Genomic DNA, 17,496 nt, shown 5'->3' on the forward strand with positions numbered 1-17,496 from the left:
TTCACAGATTACGATTAATAATCGTCGATCGATCTGCTAATTTTAAAATATTGAGATTGGCAATTTATCTTAGTCTAACTCGATCGTCGATCGAGGCACAACCGCAGATTGAGAGGTGACTTACGTTGCCAATGAGGCTAATTTTTACAACCATCCAATTTGCTGCCGAGATGTTGATAGTGAGTATCGACACCATATAGAGTGTGGATCGATCAGTATAGGAGCTGCGATGTTGATAAACATGGATCTCGACCGATTTCAACCGTCTCAATCGCGATCTTTGGTGCAAAGTGTCCCAAGTATGCTGATATCCAAATTCATCAATCCGAGCAGAAACCAGCGATCGAGTGAGGGGTTTTTGGTAAAAGATGGGAATGATATTGTTAACGGTCTGTAGTTGTGCCTTTGTCTGAGACAGCCATCGCGATCACTAGAGAATTTAACTGGTAGCAGTAGGATCTAACCTTTTTTCATATCTAAATTTTTTCGAGCAACCCTGAGAACAGTCATGCCAAGTAAATCCTTATACAAATCAGTCGAATACGATGAATCCGCTCCAGAGATGGATCTGAACGGCATGGATCTGGACGAAGAGAGTCTCCGTACCTCTTTACCCGAATTGTTTGAAGACGATCTCGATAGCACCACAGTCCCGACTGCTGCTAAAAATATCTACTACAGCAAGGATTTAGTTCGCTTATACCTCCAAGAAATCGGTAAAGTGCGCTTGCTATTGCGTGAGGAAGAAATTTCCGAAGCAAAAGTCGTCCAACGTTATGTCCAATTACTCGAACTACGCAACAAGGCCGCCGAAGCAGTCAAACTCGGTACTAGTCAGGATGTCGCAATTTTACATTACGTCGAATCGATCGAAATCCACGATCGCTTAACCGCTCAACTAGGGCATCGTCCGTCGCTAGAACGCTGGGCGAGTACAGCTGGTATTTCCCTCGCCGAACTCAAGCCCAGACTGGCTGCTGGCAAACAAAGATGGGCAGAATTAGCTGGCGTCACTGTTACTGAAATCGATGCCATGCAAGCGGCTGGTACCCGTGCCAAAGAGCACATGATCGAAGCAAATCTCCGGCTGGTTGTCTCAGTCGCCAAAAAATACCAAAATCGCGGGATGGAACTCCTCGATCTGATCCAAGAAGGCACGATGGGTTTGGAACGCGCCGTCGATAAATTCGATCCGACTAAAGGTTATCGGTTTAGCACCTATGCTTATTGGTGGATTCGCCAGGGAATTACCCGCGCAATCGCGACTCAAAGCCGGAATATCCGCCTCCCCGTCCACATTACCGAAAAACTCAACAAGATTAAAAAAGTCCAGCGCGAACTGAGTCTCGAAACTGGACGCGCGCCAAAACTCGAAGATGTTGCCAAAGCTCTGGATATGACGCTGGTGCAATTGCAAGAAGTCTTGATGCGCGTCCCCCGATCGGTATCATTAGATGTCAAAGTCGGCAAAGATCGGGATACAGAATTGGGCGATCTACTCGAAGCCGATGAAATCACGCCCGAACAACTAATGATGCGGGAGTCCCTCCATGGCGAACTCGTCCAACTATTGGCAGATCTGACCGATCGCGAACGCGAAGTCATCTGTCTCCGGTTCGGACTAGGCTACAATCAGGCGCATTCCCTAGCAGACATCGGACGGGTACTAGAATTATCCCGCGAACGCGTCCGCCAAATCGAATCCAAAGCCCTCCAAAAACTCCGCCAACCCAAGCGTCGTAACCGCGTACGGGATTATTTAGAGTCGATGAATTAGAAGAGCGGGGAGCGGGGTGCGGGGAGTTGGGATTGAATAGTGGATAGTGAGATCGATAAGTCTTAGCTAACTTTTAGTCCGATAGCCCCCAAAGATCGATTGTGAGATCGCAATCAACACCCCACCCCGCATCTCCCAAATCGAACCTTAAACAAGACGCACACGTTTTTCTCTGCCATCTTAGCAACTCACATCTTAACGGGGGGTCTGGGGGTTTCAACCCCCAGATCTGGGTTGTTATGCGATCGCTATCATCCCCCCACCCCGCATCCCACAAATCGAACCTTACGCAGCGACTCGCGCTCGTCGGGTTTCCCGACGGTTTAGCGAGTCAAGACAGGAGAGTTTGAGAGGCGGCGTCCCGCCTTTCAACGGGGGGACTGGGGGTCGGAGCGACGCGCGCTCCTCGGCTTTGCCGAGGGTTTAGCGCGTCAAGACAACCCCCAGATCCGGGTTCTGCCTACACTAGAAAAATCGCATCATACAAGTATCGATCGATTGCCGATTCGCTTAATTACTAGCATTTCAGGATGATGCGCGAACTCACATTAAATTAGCAAAGCGGCAGGGGCAATTCTAAAATTGCCCCTGCCGCTTTGCCTAAGACCGAGAAGCTCGACTCAATCGCCTAAATAGATCCCCAAACCGCGTGCCGTTTTAACCAGCGTACTTTGCGGATCGACCGCACAATAGAGCGAAATAGCCTCCTCGATCGGCACACTAATCACCTCCCGCCGTTGCCATGCCACCATTCGATCAAACTTACCTTCAGCCACCAGATCCACCGCCGCCACCCCAAACGCCGACGCAATCAATCGATCGAGTGGCGAAGGCATCCCCCCACGCTGGGTATGTCCCAACGTCGTAACCCGCGTTTCTGCCCCACTAGCCGCCGCAATTTTGGTCGCCAAATAATGGCCGATGCCCCCATAACGGTTGGTATCGACTTGGACGATTTCGCCGCATTCAGTTTTCACCGCCTCCGAGACGATAATCAGCGAATAATTCTTGCCTTCGATTTGTCGCAACCGAATCCGCTCGCAGAGATTGGCGATTGTGTACGGAATTTCGGGAATCAAAATCACATCCGCACCGCCAGCAATCCCCGCACTAATGGCGATATGTCCGGCGTCCCGTCCCATCACTTCCAAAATCATCGCCCGCGAGTGGCTGGCTGCAGTGAAGTGCAACCTGTCGAGGGCTTCGGTGGCAATGTTTACCGCTGTATCGCAACCGATCGAGTGTTCGGTGACGCCAACATCATTATCGATCGTCTTCGGGATCGCCACAAAGTTCATCCCACCCTGCTGGCAGATTTTTCGCAAGATCGCCAGACTGCCATCGCCACCAATGCCGACGAGGGCATCTAATCCTAATTTGTGATATCCTTCAATAATTTCTGGCGATCGATCGAGCAATTCGCCATTTTCCATCGGAAAGGCAAAGGGGTTGCCCTGATTAGTCGTACCCAGATAAGTACCACCCATCACCAACAAGCGATCGACTAAGGGAATCGTCAATTTTACCGCCCCAATCGGACGTTCCATCAAGCCCTGAGTCGCCCGAAAAATCCCAATTGGTTCCCAACCATAAGTATCGATCGCCCGATGCACGACGGCACGAATCGCGGCATTCAATCCCGCACAATCACCGCCGCTGGTGAGAATGCCAATTCGTTTGTGAGCAGTCATGTCCGAAACTATATGTGATGAAGTCGATTGCATCTATGCAACTTAATATCTATAGCCCAGACCCGTCATACATAAGCGATTTATTACAGTCTTTTGATTTTTCGACATAATTCTTTGGGAGATCTGCCCCTAGATAAAGATCGATCTCGACTCGATCGATCTTCACCAATCCTAATTTAGGCCAGATCGATCGGCTTAATCGGTGGGGAAACAACTTCATTGGGAAAAGTTCGCCGAAACTCAGCCATCAGATCGTCCATTTCCAGCAACGCTTGCTCGATATCTAGCGACAAAGATTGGAGAGTAGGATCTACTTGATACTGGAGTAGGAGCGTACGTTTGCTGGCAACTCGATCGATCCGTACTTGTAAGTCTTGGACGTCCATCATAACTAATTAAATTAATTGGTAAATTTGCGAGCTACTATCTCAAAATTATCGAGGTTTTAGAGCTTTGTTTCAACTACCGATGCCTAAAGCAGCGATCGCGGCTACGTATTGACTATCCTGTTTAGTCCCAGCAGCTTCAAGGGAAATCTCTGGCGTCGGCACGATTCGATCAGGTGTAATCCCAAGTTTGTGGATATCGTGATGGTTAGGCGTTTCATATTTGGCGACAGTCACCGCCAAACCACTGCCATTAGGCAGATCGAATAAAGATTGAATCAATCCTTTCCCAAAGGTTTTAGTCCCGATCAGTGTGGCTCTGCCGTTATCTTGCAACGCACCAGCCAAAATTTCGCTCGCACTAGCCGTCCCTTCATTCACCAATACGGCTAAGGGCGCATCGGTGAGCGCGGTACCGTTCGCATCGATTTCATCGATCGCGCCTTTGCGATCAACCGTATAGACGATCGTCCCATCATCGAGCCATTGACGAGCGATTTCCACGCCAGCTTGCACCAAGCCGCCAGGATTGTTACGGAGATCGAGGACGTAAGCCGTTGCGCCTTGCTGTTTGAATTTGGTAATATTGTCGCTCAGCTCTTGAGCGGCTTTGGCACTAAACTGAGCCAGCCGCAGATAGCCGATTTTGCGACCGTTTTCGGTATGCAGCTCGGCCGTAACTGGATTGAGTTCGATTTTTTGGCGGATTAAAATTATCTCACGCGGCGATCGATCGGCGGTTTGAATCAGCAAACTGACATTTGTCCCCTTCGCGCCACGCATTTTGACAGCCGCCGTATCGAGGGTGAGTTCCGATGTCGGGACAGCATCGATCTCTACAATGACATCATGGGGCAAAATACCCGCTTGAGCGGCCGGAGATCCGGCGATCGGGGCAATTACCTCGATCGATTTACTATCCGCCTTCACGCCGATTTGCAAGCCCACTCCAGACAATTCTCCAGCGGTATTCACCTTCAGGCTGCGGTATTGCTCTGGACGCAACAGCCGTGTAAACGGTTCGTCTAATGTCGCCATCATTTTGGTAATTGCCTGGTAAGCTGCTTCCTCATTAGGAATCTGTTGCTTGAGAGTGCGATCTCGCGTCAGCCACCAATTTTGATGATTGAAGCTCTCATCGTAATAAGCCTGATTGACCGTGCGCCATGCTTGCAATACCAATTGTTGCTCTGGAGTGAAAGCAGTAGCCGGAGGCGTTCCCCACAGCCAAAATAGAGCCACTTGTAGACTCAAGATCCAACTAAACCAAAAACTAGCTCTCACGATCGATACCACTCTCCTTTCGAGGTGTGTTAAATTTTGTTTAGGTAAAATGAGTAACGGTTGACCGAATATTACTAAAGTAAACAATTTTGGGCATATTTGGTATGAGCCGTTTTCGATCGGTCATACTCGTGTTTGACACAGATCCCATCTTACCCAGCCATTATTTCGAGCCACCGGATCTACATCCGACTGGCGTTATAATATATAACACGACATTAGAGAGAAGCACGGCAACCGTCAATGTTTACCAAGCAAGTCACAAATAGTAAAACCTTTCAATGGTTTGATGAACGTCTGGAAATCGAAGCACTAGCCGACGATATTACTAGTAAATACGTTCCACCCCATGTTAATATCTTCTACTGCCTTGGTGGGATCACCTTAGTCTGCTTCGTCATCCAGTTTGCGACTGGGTTTGCGATGACATTCTACTATTCGCCAACTGTAGCTGATGCCTTCACCTCAGTTGAAAAAATCATGACGGAAGTCAACTTTGGTTGGCTGATTCGTTCCATCCACCGCTGGAGTGCCAGCATGATGGTGTTGATGATGATCCTCCATTCCTTTCGCGTGTATCTCACTGGTGGATTCAAAAATCCGAGAGAATTAACCTGGATCACGGGCGTGATCTTGGCTGTCCTCACTGTCAGCTTCGGTGTCACTGGCTACTCCTTACCTTGGGATCAAATCGGTTACTGGGCCGTTAAAATCGTCTCCGGCGTACCTGAAGCGATTCCGGTCGTTGGTGTCGCCATGGCTGACCTCCTCCGTGGTGGTTCTAGCGTCGGTCAAGCCACTCTGACTCGTTACTACAGTCTGCATACCTTCGTCTTGCCTTGGTTGATTGCTGTATTCATGTTGCTGCACTTCATCATGATTCGCAAACAAGGGATCTCTGGTCCTTTGTAAATTGAGGGATAAAATGGATGGTGGATCTGGGTCGATGCGTTAAGAACGACACCACTGATACCATCCATTGCAATCGTTGAGACATCAATAGATAACTAAAATTTACGTCCTTAATTAACTATGTCAACACTCAAAAAACCGGATCTCTCCGATCCAGCTTTAAGAGCAAAATTAGCTCAAGGCATGGGTCATAACTATTACGGTGAACCAGCTTGGCCGAATGACCTGCTCTACATTTTCCCTGTTGTCATCTTTGGCACGATCGGTTGTTGTACGGCGTTGGCGATTCTCGATCCCGCGCTAGTTGGCGAACCTGCCAATCCCTTTGCCACGCCGCTAGAAATCTTGCCTGAGTGGTACTTATGGCCAGTATTCCAGCTCTTACGCGTCTTACCAAACAAACTGTTAGGAATCGCTTGTATGGCTGGCGTCCCATTAGGTCTGTTGGTGATTCCGTTCTTGGAAAACGTCAATAAATTCCAAAATCCGTTCCGTCGTCCCGTTGCGATGGCAGTATTCCTCTTCGGTACTGTCTTCACCATTTATCTGGGTATCGGCGCAACTTTACCGATCGATAAATCTTTGACTTTAGGTTTATTCTAGATCGATTTTAGCTAGTTACTCAAAGCCTATCTAGTTGAAACTAGGTAGGCTTTTTTATCTCGTAATTCATCATCCTCATTTAACGAGTAATAATCTAACTTTCAACTATGAATGAGAATAATCTTTGGGAATCGAAACCTTGGTGGTGTCAGCCGTGGACGATCCTGTTAACGGGCATAACGATCGTTACTGGCAGTTGGTTGTTATTTCATACTCTATGGTTAACGGTACCTGTTGCTATGTTAATTGTGTTGTGGTGGACTTATTTTCTGATTGTTATACCGCGATTATTAGCGCAGCAAGAGTCGGAGCGAACTTAAAATATATAGGCGGGAACGAAAAAAGGTAATTAAAGGCTCAATTGCACTGCGTTAGAAAAGTTATCCCAAATTGCATAAATCGTCACATCATCGATCGATAGCAGCAAGGGAAAATAGTTTGCCCAGTTCCCGAACGAGTTCGATCGATTGAAGCAAATGCACAAGATTCCTGATTGGTATATTCTGCCTAGTGCTGCATTTACGATTAGTAGAAAACAAATTAAGCACTATCAATTCCTAGACAAACAGCCAGAAAATGGTGATGTCGTCTATGGAAAAATTACGCGGCTCGGTCAACACGTCGAACTAGAGAATAAGTCAGGAAGAATTCACCGGCTCAATGAAGGCTCGACTGCCATCTTTGTATTTGGCAATCGCTACGCGCCGGATTTCTATGAGGGCAAGATTCCCGTAACGATGACAGAAAAAGTAGATCTTTTAGCTCGATCGGGGATTATTGGCAATGTTCGAGTTAAAAACTCTTCAGTTAAAGAACCTACTCATGTCAAAATCTTAGGATATATCTGCGATGCCAGTGGTGAAGTCATCAACACCCGCAACTATCCATTAATTCAACCCAAGAAAACGGAAAAAAAGGAAGATAGATCTAAGCTAATCTTATTTATAGGGACTAGTATGAACTCAGGGAAGAGTACTAGTGCGACGGCTTGCTGTTGGGCGTTGACGACGATGGGGTATGATGTGCGAGCTTCTAAGGTCACAGGTACTGCCAGTCTCAAAGATATTTTGCACATGCAAGATGCGGGGGCTTCGATCGTCAATGATTTTACGCATTTTGGATTTCCTTCTACTTATTTATTAGAGGAAAAAGAAGTAGTCAAAATCTTTAACGATCTCGATCTTAAATATGCAAATAATCCTAAGAATTATTGGTGTGTTGAGTTGGCTGATGGAATTTTGCAACGAGAAACCGCATTGTTATTGAAATCACCTGACGTGCGATCGCGCATTCACAAGCTGATCTTTGCTGCTCCCGATACATTTGCGGCAATCGGTGGGTTGAATGTACTCAAGAACGAATTTGGCTTGGTTCCAGATGCGATTTCTGGTGTTTGTTCGAGTTCGCCTCTGTTTCTACGCGAATTATCTGAATTCACCGATATTCCGGTGTTTAATAATATCGATTGCAATCTCAAACAATTATCGGAATTATTAATTTAACTGAGATCTATAGGTGCAGGTTTATGTCACGAATAATAATCTAAGCAGTGAATTAAGTCAAACCCGCCAACTCCAATGATTAGGATATATCCTAGCCAGATCGACAAAAAAAAGGACAGGTCTAAATTTAGACCTGTCCCGAACATCAATTCAACCTGAAAATTACATTTTGCCCATTTGAGCTGCAACCTCATCAGCGAAATTGGATTCTACTTTCTCAATCCCTTCACCGAGAATAAATCGAGTGAACCGGAGTACCGTGATATCTTCACCCAATTGCTTGCTAGTTTGACCGATTAGCTCGGTGACACTGATATTCTGATCCTTGATGTAGGGTTGATCTACCAAGGTCATTTCTTTGAGGCGTTTGTCGATGCGTCCTTGGACGATCTTTTCTTTGATATTGTCGGGTTTGTTGGCAATATCATCGCGTCCCATTTCGATCTCTTTTTCCTTGCTAGCGATCGCTTCAGGAATTTCGGAGACATTGATATACTCAACATTAGGACAGGCGGCAACTTGCATGGCCAAATTCCGTGCCAAAGCTTTGAAATCGCTGTTACCTGCTACTTTTGCCGATGCACAACCGATTTCCAACAATACGCCAACTCGTCCGCCAGTGTGAATATAGCAATCGACGGCACCTTCAGTACCAGCAGCAACTTTGTAGTTAGCTAGGCGACGCACATTGAGATTTTCACCAATTCTGGCAATTGCCAGTTTGAGAGCTTCATCTACTTTGACGCTACTATCGCTAGCATAAGGCTGTGCCATTAAGTCTTCAACACTATCGGCAGTTATCGCTTGTTTGCTCAGACCTTGAACTAAAGCTTTAAAATCATCATTTCGTGCTACAAAGTCAGTCTGGCAGTTTACTTCGATGAGTACGCCAGCTTTGCCATCTGGCTGAGTGAAATTATCAACTAAGCCTTCAGCCGTGATCCGATCGCTTTTTTTGTCAGCTTTAATAGCTCCGGATTTCCGCAACCAGTCTGCTGCTGCTTCAAGATCGCCACCTGTTTCGCCAAGTGCTTTTTTGCATTCCATCATTGGTGCGTCGGTTTTTTTCCGCAGCTCTTGCACCATCTTTGCCGTTATTTCAGCCATTTTCCTTTATCTGTGTTCGAGATGGTTGTGGGTAAGCGGGTAGCGGGTTGGATCGGTGAGTTAATGGATGAATGGATACGGAAATGATTTACTCATTCTGTACACCATCCACTAGTCACTATCCACTATCCACTATTTCCCTGTCTTGATTCGCTGCTTGGTGCGCTAAACCCTCGGCAAAGCCGAGGAGCGCGCATCCGCCAACCGTCGGGGAAACCGACGTTGGCGCAGCCACTCCGTTAGGAGTTACGCGAATCGCTATCCCCTAATTTTAGCCTTCGCCGCCTTCCTCAGCAGCTTCAGCCTCGACATCGTCTTCATAATCATCTTCGGCATCTTCGTATCCATCATAAGGATCGATATCCGCGCCTTCGAGTTGACCGTGACGACCTTCATAGATCGCATCGGCGAGTTTGCCGAGGATCAGTTTGACGGAGCGAATTGCATCGTCATTGGCGGGAATCGCAACATCAACCAAGTCGGGGTCGCAATTGGTATCTAGCAGCGAAACGATCGGAATATTCAGCTTTTGGCATTCCAACATCGCATTATATTCTCGGCGTTGATCGACGACAATCACGATATCAGGTACCTTGCGCATCTTCTTGATCCCACCCAGATATTTCTGGAGTTTCGCCATTTCCCGTCGCAGGACGGACGCTTCTTTCTTGGGTAACAAATCTAGTGCGCCGCTGGCTTCGCGACGTTCGAGATCTTTCAAGCGTTCGACCCGACTTTTGATCGTCGTCCAGTTGGTGAGCATCCCACCCAACCACCGTTGGTTGATGTAGGCTGCACCACACCGACTCGCTTCTTGAGCGATGATGCCTGCGGCTTGACGTTTGGTACCGACAAATAGAAAGTGTTTGCCTTGTTCGGCGGCTGTCCGCATGTAAACATAGGCTTCTTCCATCAACTGGGCAGTTTGCACCAAGTCAATGATGTGTACGCCGTTGCGCGCAGTGAAGATGTATGGAGCCATTTTGGGGTTCCAACGTCTGGTTTGGTGTCCAAAGTGAACGCCAGACTCCATCATTTGCGCCAAGGTTACTACTGGCATAAGATTTTTTACTCCTAATCGGGTTTATCCTCCATCCAGGTTGCATTTCGTTATGAAACACCCGAATTCCTGAATGTGCGAATTTTTAGACAACCTTTTAATGATAGCGCAAATTGGGTGCTAGTGATTGCAGGGATTACAGTTGGGGATAGTGGGAAATAGTGAATTAGGACTGTTGAGAGCAGGATTAAACCATAAATCCCAAATCAAATCGGGATCGTACACAGGCAGAGGATAAATGTTTCTGTCCACTCGACGACAGCTCCGTAGGTGTCGCCAGTGTGTCCACCCAAGCGGCGATCGAAATAATAGCCAGCCAAGATCGCAATCCCACAACTGGCGATAGCTCTGACGACGATCGATAATCCATGAGCTGGATTCAAATAAATCTGACAGCTAGTGACAGCCACAAGGCAGGCTAAACCGATCGAGATATCTTGGGGTATATTCATCCCCTGACGATGAAAAGCACCCTTGCCTTGGACTTTGAGATAGGGGTATAGGGCGATCGACAGTACTTGTCCCCAGCGACTCCAGCCCGCCGCCAGCGGTAAGATCCATAAGCGATCGGGCGTAATTTCCGTTAGTGCACAAGTTTTGAGCAGGATAATTACGACCGCTACCATCGCCCCAAAGGCTCCAGTGACACTATCGGACATTACGATCAATCGTCTGTCGGGATCTTGCACTGCTAACCCATCAGCGGCATCCATCGCGCCATCGAGATGCAATCCCCCCGTCCACCAAATCCAGAGTACAACGACGATCGCCGATCGAGTTAAGTTGGGCACATGCAGACTGTCTAAGCCCAGATCGACTAAACCCAATCCAGCTCCCAACAATAGGCCGATCACCGGTGCCCACCGTGCAATGCGGCTAAAGTCTAGTTGAAAATTTGGGGAGACTGGGAAGCAAGTGTAAAAAGTGAGCGCGGCGAGGAGGGAATTGAGATTGAGTAGTAACACAGGGATTTAGTAACGGCTGGAGCGGCAAAGGGTACAAATCAGAAACTCCAGGAATCTATGTTACTCCCATAACCGTCGATCGAGATGTAGAGTGAATTAATTCTCAGCGCGGGCATGAAGCGGCGTTTTGATGCTGGGGTTCCCCCAGCATCAAAAAACGACAAGACAGCGACTGAAATCACGGGGAGAGTGGAGGAGCATGTGTTTCAGTCCAGACAGCGACTTAAATCACGCGGAGGTTTCCTCCGCATGTGTTTCAGTCAAGACAGCAACGCCCCTAAAGATCGATATTGTCGATCTAAACGCTAAATCTAAAATGAAGCATGTCCGAACGCTAGCCCAGCGACTAACATTCCCAATACCAGAAAAGGTTGGGCACTCGCTTGATATTTGACATCATTTTCCAACGGGTTGCGGAGGAAATACATATCCTGAAAGGTAATCTGCGGAATGATTAGCAACAATAAAATTGCGGCATAGAGATTTTGGTGAATCGTAATCAGATAAATCCCGATGCCAGCTTGGAAGATGTCAATCATTAACACGCAAATCCAAGCAGATTTTTGAACTCCAAACATGACTGGCAGAGACTTGAGGCCAAATTGCCGATCGCCTTCGACACTTTTGAAATCATTGACGATCGCAATCCCCAATCCAGCTAAACTATAAAATAAAGTCATGATGACCAGCGTCCAATTGAGCGTCCCAAATAAGGCATGACCCGCCCACCACGGTAAGGCAATATAACTCGCACCGAGAGCATATGTCCCCAACCACCCATTTTGTTTGAGCTTCAATGGTGGAGCCGAGTAAATATAAGCGACAACGGCACCGCCGATCGCCAAACAAGTCATTACGGGGAAATCATGATGTGCGGCTCGATCGAGGATATAAGCAACCCCAATCCCCCCCAATAGTAAGCCAAAAATTTGCACCACTACTTGCGATCCAGAAATCGCCCCCGACGGAATCGGCCGATAGGGTTCATTCACCGCATCGATCTCGCGATCGTACCATTCATTCACGACCTGAGTATAACCAGTCAACAATGGCCCTGACATTAGCATACATAATGCCGCCTTGAGCACATTCTCGATCGACCAAGTATACTCTCCAGAAGATGCCGCGCCACACACAACCCCCCACATCAAAGGAATCCAGGTGATCGGCTTCATCAATTGCAACCGGATTTTCCAAATCGAAGCTGCCTCAGTCGAAGCACCTTTCATCCCCAACATTTGTCGGGTCTTCGCACTCTTCGCTTCGGATGGCTCAACTGGTAGATCGCTCATAATAAATTTAGGGATACTATTTTAGTCTAGGCTCTAAACTAGAGTTTACTTCTAGCACAGCTCTCAGTCAAATCATAGGCATTAGGTCTTAGGCTTTAGGCTTTAGGGAATAGGGAATAGTTTCACCTCGTCCCCCAGTCCCCCAGTCCCCCAGCTCTCAATTCTCAATTCTCAATTCTTCCTATGCCGACAGTCCGCCAGCTATTACAATTCAAACCGAATGGAAAACAGATCGTCGCGTTGACGGCGTGGGATTTTGCGCTCGCCCAAATTTTGGATGAAGCTGGTGTAGATCTGATTCTCGTTGGTGACTCGCTGGCAATGGTGACACTAGGGTATGAAAATACCTTGCCGCTCACACTCGATGAAATTATTCACCATGCCAAAGCTGTCAAACGCGGTGTCAAAAATGCGCTAATAGTAGTCGATTTGCCATTTCTGAGCTATCAAATCAGTCCTGAGGTTGCGATCACTTCAGCAGGGAGAATCCTCAAGGAAACAGGCGCACAAGCAGTGAAACTCGAAGGTGGACACCCCGCCATGGTTGCCACGATCGCTAGATTAGTCGAAATCGGCATTCCCGTGATGGGGCACATCGGTTTAACACCCCAATCAGTGCATCAATTAGGCTATCGCCAACAGGGTCGGGACGAAACCGATCGCGAGCGGCTAATTGCTTCAGCAGTCGCCTTAGAAGCCGCAGGCGCATTCTCGATCGTGCTCGAACATATCCCCGCCGATCTCGCCCAAGTGATCTCCCAAAAACTCTCAATTCCCACCATCGGCATCGGTGCTGGTATCGATTGTGACGGCCAAATCTTAGTCACAGCCGACCTTTTAGGACTAACATCACGTCAACCACCATTTGCAAAGGCTTATGTCAATTTACGCGAGATTGTCACACAAGCAGTGCAAGATTATAGTGCCGAAATCAAATCAATCGATCGCTAACTAGCAACTCCTCCGTGCCCCTCCGTGAAACCTCCGTGCCCCTCTGTCTTGACGCACTTAACCTGGAGGAAACCTCCAGAACGTTTGTCTCTGTGTTAAAAAAGCACCATCTTAAACCTAGTACTAGAGCATGCTCGATCGAGCCAAAGTATGGCGACAATTGGCTGCAACTCGTCACCCAAGAACGGATAATTGCTGTCATTCGATCGACCGAACTGCACATCGGCAGGCAGATGGCGCATGCGGTTGCCGCTGGGGGAATTAAACTCATTGAAATTACCGCCAATAGCGATCGACCGTGGACGCTAATCGAGTCGCTCCGAGCGGAATTACCAGATTGCTCGATCGGCACGGGTACGGTATTAAACTTAGCCGATCTCCACAACGCGATCGCCTGTGGTGCCGAATACATCTTTACACCCCATGTCAGTCTAGAGTTGATTCACACTGCAATTGCTGCCGCCATCCCGATCGTGCCTGGAGCCTTAACCCCAACCGAAATTATTACCGCTTGGCAATCTGGTGCAACGGCTGTCAAAATCTTCCCCATTCAGGCTATGGGGGGAGCTAGTTATCTGCAAGTATTGCAGGGGCCGATCGGTCATATTCCACTGATTCCGACAGGTGGAGTGACAGTGACTAATGCCCCCGAATTACTAGCTGCTGGCGCAATCGCCGTAGGATTATCCGGTTGTCTATTTCCCCAAGCTGAAATTTTGCAGGGAGATTGGCAGAGGATCGGCGATCGCGCCCATCATTTATTGATGAACATCAAAGTTCGAGCGATTTAGATCGAATTGCAGTGGTAATTAGCCACAACAAAATTATTTATGAGAATAAAAGTCTGATGATTTTAGATCAGATCGAAGCGATAACAAACCACCACAAATGTTGTGGAGATCGCCGTGATCCCGATCGCAATGGCGGGATGTTGTCCTTGAGCAATCGCGAAGGAAGTCACTACACCTGCACCGAGTGCAGCCGGTAGAGCGACATCGAACAAAGAACGACCAAATTTACTTTTATACATAATTTTTCAAGTCAGCGCGATCGCAATACTGTGATATTTTTGCAAATTATTGACTAGCAGCTTATCACTCGATTCGATCGTCCTTGATGCTAACTATGAGATTTTGAAATTAATGTTGATAATTAAATATAATTCTTTATCTTATCCAGGTGCTACGAGTTCGAGATCCTCGTCGCCGAGGACGCCGAGTTGATCTGCGGTCGATCAATCTCGATCGAAAAAAAGACACCCTCAAATGTCAGGATGCCTTGTCGCTCAAAAAGTTAATTTGGTTGTCGTTGCCAAAACTGGATCGTCGCCTAGCACAATGCCTTCGACATATCTTCACTCAATTTAGCGGAAACCGACAGCAGCTTGCCAGACAAAGGCTAAAGCTAGAAAAAATACTGGGATGATCGGGAGAACATCAACTAAGGGATCGAAGAAGGCGTAGGCTTCTGGCAATTTAGCAATTAGGAGTGCTGCGTCCATATTTTATTAATCCTTGTTTCCAACACGGTGATTATAGTTGCTTGATATTTTACCATGTCTGGAGGGTGAAGGAGTTACTGGCGAGGTCGTTCGTTCGCTAAATTTTGAGCTGTGCGAGAGGAAAGAGATCGATTAGTGCAAAAGTGGGGATCGTAGTGTCAAGCTAGTCATAATTTCCAGCTTGACACGGCTCCCGAGTCCGAATAGAAAGTTGACATCGAATTGGTGCAAATAGGTTCCTCACAATATAGACCGATTCAGTAGATAGAATTAGATTATTGATGCGCGTATTGTCGATCGAGATCGATCGCTGGAATGGCGAATGGGTGGGGTTCGTCTTCACCAACAACGATTAGTTGATGGCAAGGAATTTTATCTGATAAAATCGAACTGGCCATTAGTCCAGTGTGGATTTCTAAATAGCTATAGCGCGGAGCTTCAAAGATGAGTCTTTGGCCGGGAAAAACGACTCGTTCAAAATACCAATTATGGACATTGGTGATTCTGGCAACTTGAATCTGGCTAGTGCTATTGACATAGCAGCAACAGATCTCATCATTGGTATTATCTAGAGGTAAGGGATCGAGAATGTGAGACATAATAATCCATTTCGTCTGGTGCCCAGAGAAAGATTGACCTCTTCAAGGTATCACTCCTATTTAGAGAGAAGCTGTAAACTCTACTACCGTTTTGGACTGCTGGGGATCGCAGATTGTCAAAGCGATCCCAGGCTGATAACTGGTCGCGTTAATCTCAGTCTGAGCCTACCTTTTTGGGCTAATTTTGTGTAAAGTTATATTAAAGACACTAATAAAGCTTGTTGGGACAAAGTCGCGCTCGACATCTCGATCCGATCGCCAATCGATTGCCTGAAATTGGCTCTGACATACGATAGAAGAACTATGTCTACACCGGATTGGGGTTAAATCGACACAGGTTGCTGTTTAGCCTATTTCCGATCTCCTCTCCCTATGACCTAACTATGACTACCAGAATTCTCTACTGTCGTCTCCCCTGCAATCCAATTTTTCCGATTGGGGTTGTCTATTTGTCAGATCACGTTCACAAGCAGTTTCCCGACGTCGAACAACGGATTTTTGATGTCGGGGCAGTACCGCCGTTAGATTATGGTACGGCACTGGATGCGGCGATCGACCAGTTCCAGCCCAACCTATTAGTTTACTCGTGGCGAGATATCCAGATTTATGCTCCTGTCGGCGGGCGCGGTGGGAATCCGCTCCAAAACTCCTTTGAAGTTTTTTACGATCGCAACCCGCTCAAGAAGCTGCGTGGGGCACTCGGTGGTGCGCGGATGCTAACTAGCCACTATACCGAACTGTGGCGGAATATGTCTCTGATTAAACGTGGACTCAAACGCGCGAAAAAATACCATCCGGCAGCTCAATTAGTAGTCGGCGGTGGAGCCGTCAGCGTCTTCTACGAGCAATTAGCCAAGAGTTTACCAAAAGGAGCGATCGTCTCGATCGGTGAAGGCGAAGCATTACTAGAGAAGCTGATTAGAGGTGAAGATCTCGCCCACGAACGTTGCTATGTCGTCGGTGAAGCACCGCGCAAAGGTTTGGTACACGAGCCGCCAGCCCCGATCGAGAAAACAGCGTGCAACTACGACTATATCGAAACCATTTGGCCGGAATTTAGTTACTACTTACAAGATCGAGATTTCTATGTCGGGGTGCAGACCAAACGCGGCTGTCCCCATAACTGTTGCTATTGTGTTTATACCGTCATTGAAGGCAAACAAGTGCGGATTAATCCCGCCGATGAAGTCGTCGCCGAAATGCGCCAACTTTACGATCGCGGCATTCGGAATTTTTGGTTTACCGATGCCCAGTTTATCCCTGCCCGACGGTATATTGATGACGCGATCGAGTTATTACAAAAGATCGTCGCTAGTGGGATGACCGATATTAAATGGGCGGCGTATATTCGCGCCGACAATCTCACTCCCGAACTGTGCGATCTGATGGTCAAAACCGGGATGAATTATTTTGAGATCGGGATTACTAGCGGCTCACAAGAGTTGGTGCGCAAAATGCGGATGGGTTACAATCTCCGCACCGTCTTACAAAACTGTCGCGATCTCAAAGCAGCGGGATTTGAAGACATGGTTTCGATCAATTACTCATTTAATGTCATTGACGAACGCTTTGAAACCATTCGCCAAACAATCGCTTACCATCGCGAGATGGAAAAGATTTTCGGTGCAGACAAAGTCGAGCCAGCGATTTTCTTTATCGGTTTACAACCGCATACACATTTAGAAGAGTATGCCTTCAAACATGATGTGATTAAACCTGGCTATAATCCGATGAGTCACATGCCGTGGGTGGCGAAAAAATTACTCTGGAATCCCGAACCATTAGGCTCGTTCTTTGGTGAAGTTTGTCTCCAAGCCTTCCGCGATAATCCTAATGATTTTGGCCGCGAGGTGATGAATATTCTCG

General features: G+C 47.4%; 18 protein-coding genes. 8 read left to right on the forward strand and 10 right to left on the reverse strand.

The window, feature by feature from the left end:
* The first annotated feature begins 508 nt into the window (after nt 1-508).
* Nucleotides 509-1,777, forward strand: a complete 1,269-nt coding sequence (sigC, locus tag RMO27_RS05430) for an RNA polymerase sigma factor SigC (RefSeq protein ID WP_309730151.1) — start codon at nt 509-511, stop codon at nt 1,775-1,777.
* Nucleotides 1,778-2,397: 620 nt separating this feature from the next.
* On the opposite strand, the gene RMO27_RS05435 is transcribed toward sigC, so the two are convergent.
* The 3 genes from RMO27_RS05435 to ctpA all read right to left on the reverse strand — a co-directional run bounded on the left by RMO27_RS05435 (nt 2,398) and on the right by ctpA (nt 5,141).
* A complete protein-coding gene (locus tag RMO27_RS05435; RefSeq protein ID WP_309730154.1) occupies nt 2,398-3,468 on the reverse strand; it encodes an ATP-dependent 6-phosphofructokinase in 1,071 nt (356 codons plus the stop codon).
* Nucleotides 3,469-3,644: 176 nt separating this feature from the next.
* On the reverse strand, nt 3,645-3,857 hold the full coding sequence (locus RMO27_RS05440; RefSeq protein WP_309730157.1) for a hypothetical protein: 213 nt from the start codon (nt 3,855-3,857) through the stop codon (nt 3,645-3,647).
* A gap of 69 nt (nt 3,858-3,926) precedes the next feature.
* Entirely contained in the window at nt 3,927-5,141 is a 1,215-nt protein-coding gene (gene ctpA, locus RMO27_RS05445) for a carboxyl-terminal processing protease CtpA (RefSeq protein WP_396133616.1), read from the reverse strand.
* A 240-nt stretch (nt 5,142-5,381) separates the two neighbouring features.
* On the opposite strand from ctpA, the gene petB reads away from it, so the two are divergent.
* From petB to RMO27_RS05465, 4 genes are all read left to right on the forward strand, one after another.
* Complete coding sequence (petB, locus tag RMO27_RS05450) at nt 5,382-6,050, forward strand: cytochrome b6 (protein ID WP_309730163.1); 669 nt, start codon at nt 5,382-5,384, stop codon at nt 6,048-6,050.
* A gap of 120 nt (nt 6,051-6,170) precedes the next feature.
* Nucleotides 6,171-6,653, forward strand: a complete 483-nt coding sequence (petD, locus tag RMO27_RS05455; protein ID WP_309730167.1) for a cytochrome b6-f complex subunit IV — start codon at nt 6,171-6,173, stop codon at nt 6,651-6,653.
* A 107-nt stretch (nt 6,654-6,760) separates the two neighbouring features.
* The gene (locus tag RMO27_RS05460; protein ID WP_309730170.1) at nt 6,761-6,973 is read left to right on the forward strand and encodes a DUF6737 family protein; all 213 of its coding nucleotides are present in this window, start codon (nt 6,761-6,763) and stop codon (nt 6,971-6,973) included.
* 156 nt (nt 6,974-7,129) lie between these two features.
* Nucleotides 7,130-8,155, forward strand: a complete 1,026-nt coding sequence (locus tag RMO27_RS05465; RefSeq protein ID WP_309730173.1) for a hypothetical protein — start codon at nt 7,130-7,132, stop codon at nt 8,153-8,155.
* Nucleotides 8,156-8,317: 162 nt separating this feature from the next.
* Here the strand turns inward: RMO27_RS05465 and tsf are convergent, their stop codons facing one another.
* The 4 genes from tsf to chlG form a co-directional block, all read right to left on the reverse strand.
* Nucleotides 8,318-9,262, reverse strand: coding sequence for a translation elongation factor Ts (tsf, locus tag RMO27_RS05470; RefSeq protein ID WP_309730176.1), 945 nt, complete (start codon nt 9,260-9,262; stop codon nt 8,318-8,320).
* 271 nt (nt 9,263-9,533) lie between these two features.
* A complete protein-coding gene (rpsB, locus tag RMO27_RS05475; protein ID WP_309730179.1) occupies nt 9,534-10,322 on the reverse strand; it encodes a 30S ribosomal protein S2 in 789 nt (262 codons plus the stop codon).
* A 206-nt stretch (nt 10,323-10,528) separates the two neighbouring features.
* Nucleotides 10,529-11,287, reverse strand: coding sequence for an adenosylcobinamide-GDP ribazoletransferase (cobS, locus tag RMO27_RS05480; RefSeq protein ID WP_309730182.1), 759 nt, complete (start codon nt 11,285-11,287; stop codon nt 10,529-10,531).
* A 311-nt stretch (nt 11,288-11,598) separates the two neighbouring features.
* A complete protein-coding gene (chlG, locus tag RMO27_RS05485; protein ID WP_309730186.1) occupies nt 11,599-12,579 on the reverse strand; it encodes a chlorophyll synthase ChlG in 981 nt (326 codons plus the stop codon).
* A 183-nt stretch (nt 12,580-12,762) separates the two neighbouring features.
* Between chlG and panB the strand changes: the two genes are divergently transcribed.
* Together panB and RMO27_RS05495 are read left to right on the forward strand one after the other, a co-directional pair.
* Nucleotides 12,763-13,530, forward strand: a complete 768-nt coding sequence (panB, locus tag RMO27_RS05490) for a 3-methyl-2-oxobutanoate hydroxymethyltransferase (RefSeq protein ID WP_309730189.1) — start codon at nt 12,763-12,765, stop codon at nt 13,528-13,530.
* A gap of 137 nt (nt 13,531-13,667) precedes the next feature.
* Nucleotides 13,668-14,321, forward strand: a complete 654-nt coding sequence (locus RMO27_RS05495) for a bifunctional 4-hydroxy-2-oxoglutarate aldolase/2-dehydro-3-deoxy-phosphogluconate aldolase (RefSeq protein WP_396133617.1) — start codon at nt 13,668-13,670, stop codon at nt 14,319-14,321.
* A gap of 62 nt (nt 14,322-14,383) precedes the next feature.
* Here the strand turns inward: RMO27_RS05495 and RMO27_RS05500 are convergent, their stop codons facing one another.
* From RMO27_RS05500 to RMO27_RS05510, 3 genes are all read right to left on the reverse strand, one after another.
* Nucleotides 14,384-14,560 (reverse strand): hypothetical protein, encoded by a 177-nt coding sequence (locus tag RMO27_RS05500; protein WP_309730194.1) that lies wholly within the window; start codon nt 14,558-14,560, stop codon nt 14,384-14,386.
* A 333-nt stretch (nt 14,561-14,893) separates the two neighbouring features.
* Nucleotides 14,894-15,031, reverse strand: a complete 138-nt coding sequence (locus RMO27_RS05505) for a photosystem II reaction center protein K (protein ID WP_309730197.1) — start codon at nt 15,029-15,031, stop codon at nt 14,894-14,896.
* A gap of 275 nt (nt 15,032-15,306) precedes the next feature.
* On the reverse strand, nt 15,307-15,630 hold the full coding sequence (locus RMO27_RS05510; protein ID WP_309730200.1) for a DUF1830 domain-containing protein: 324 nt from the start codon (nt 15,628-15,630) through the stop codon (nt 15,307-15,309).
* Between the two features lie 383 nt (nt 15,631-16,013).
* On the opposite strand from RMO27_RS05510, the gene RMO27_RS05515 reads away from it, so the two are divergent.
* On the forward strand, nt 16,014-17,496 hold a 1,483-nt coding region (locus RMO27_RS05515), incomplete at its 3' end, for a photosystem II high light acclimation radical SAM protein (protein WP_309730203.1).

Origin of the sequence: Chamaesiphon sp. OTE_75_metabat_556 (assembly GCF_031378165.1) — a bacterium.
Taxonomy (GTDB): domain Bacteria; phylum Cyanobacteriota; class Cyanobacteriia; order Cyanobacteriales; family Chamaesiphonaceae; genus Chamaesiphon.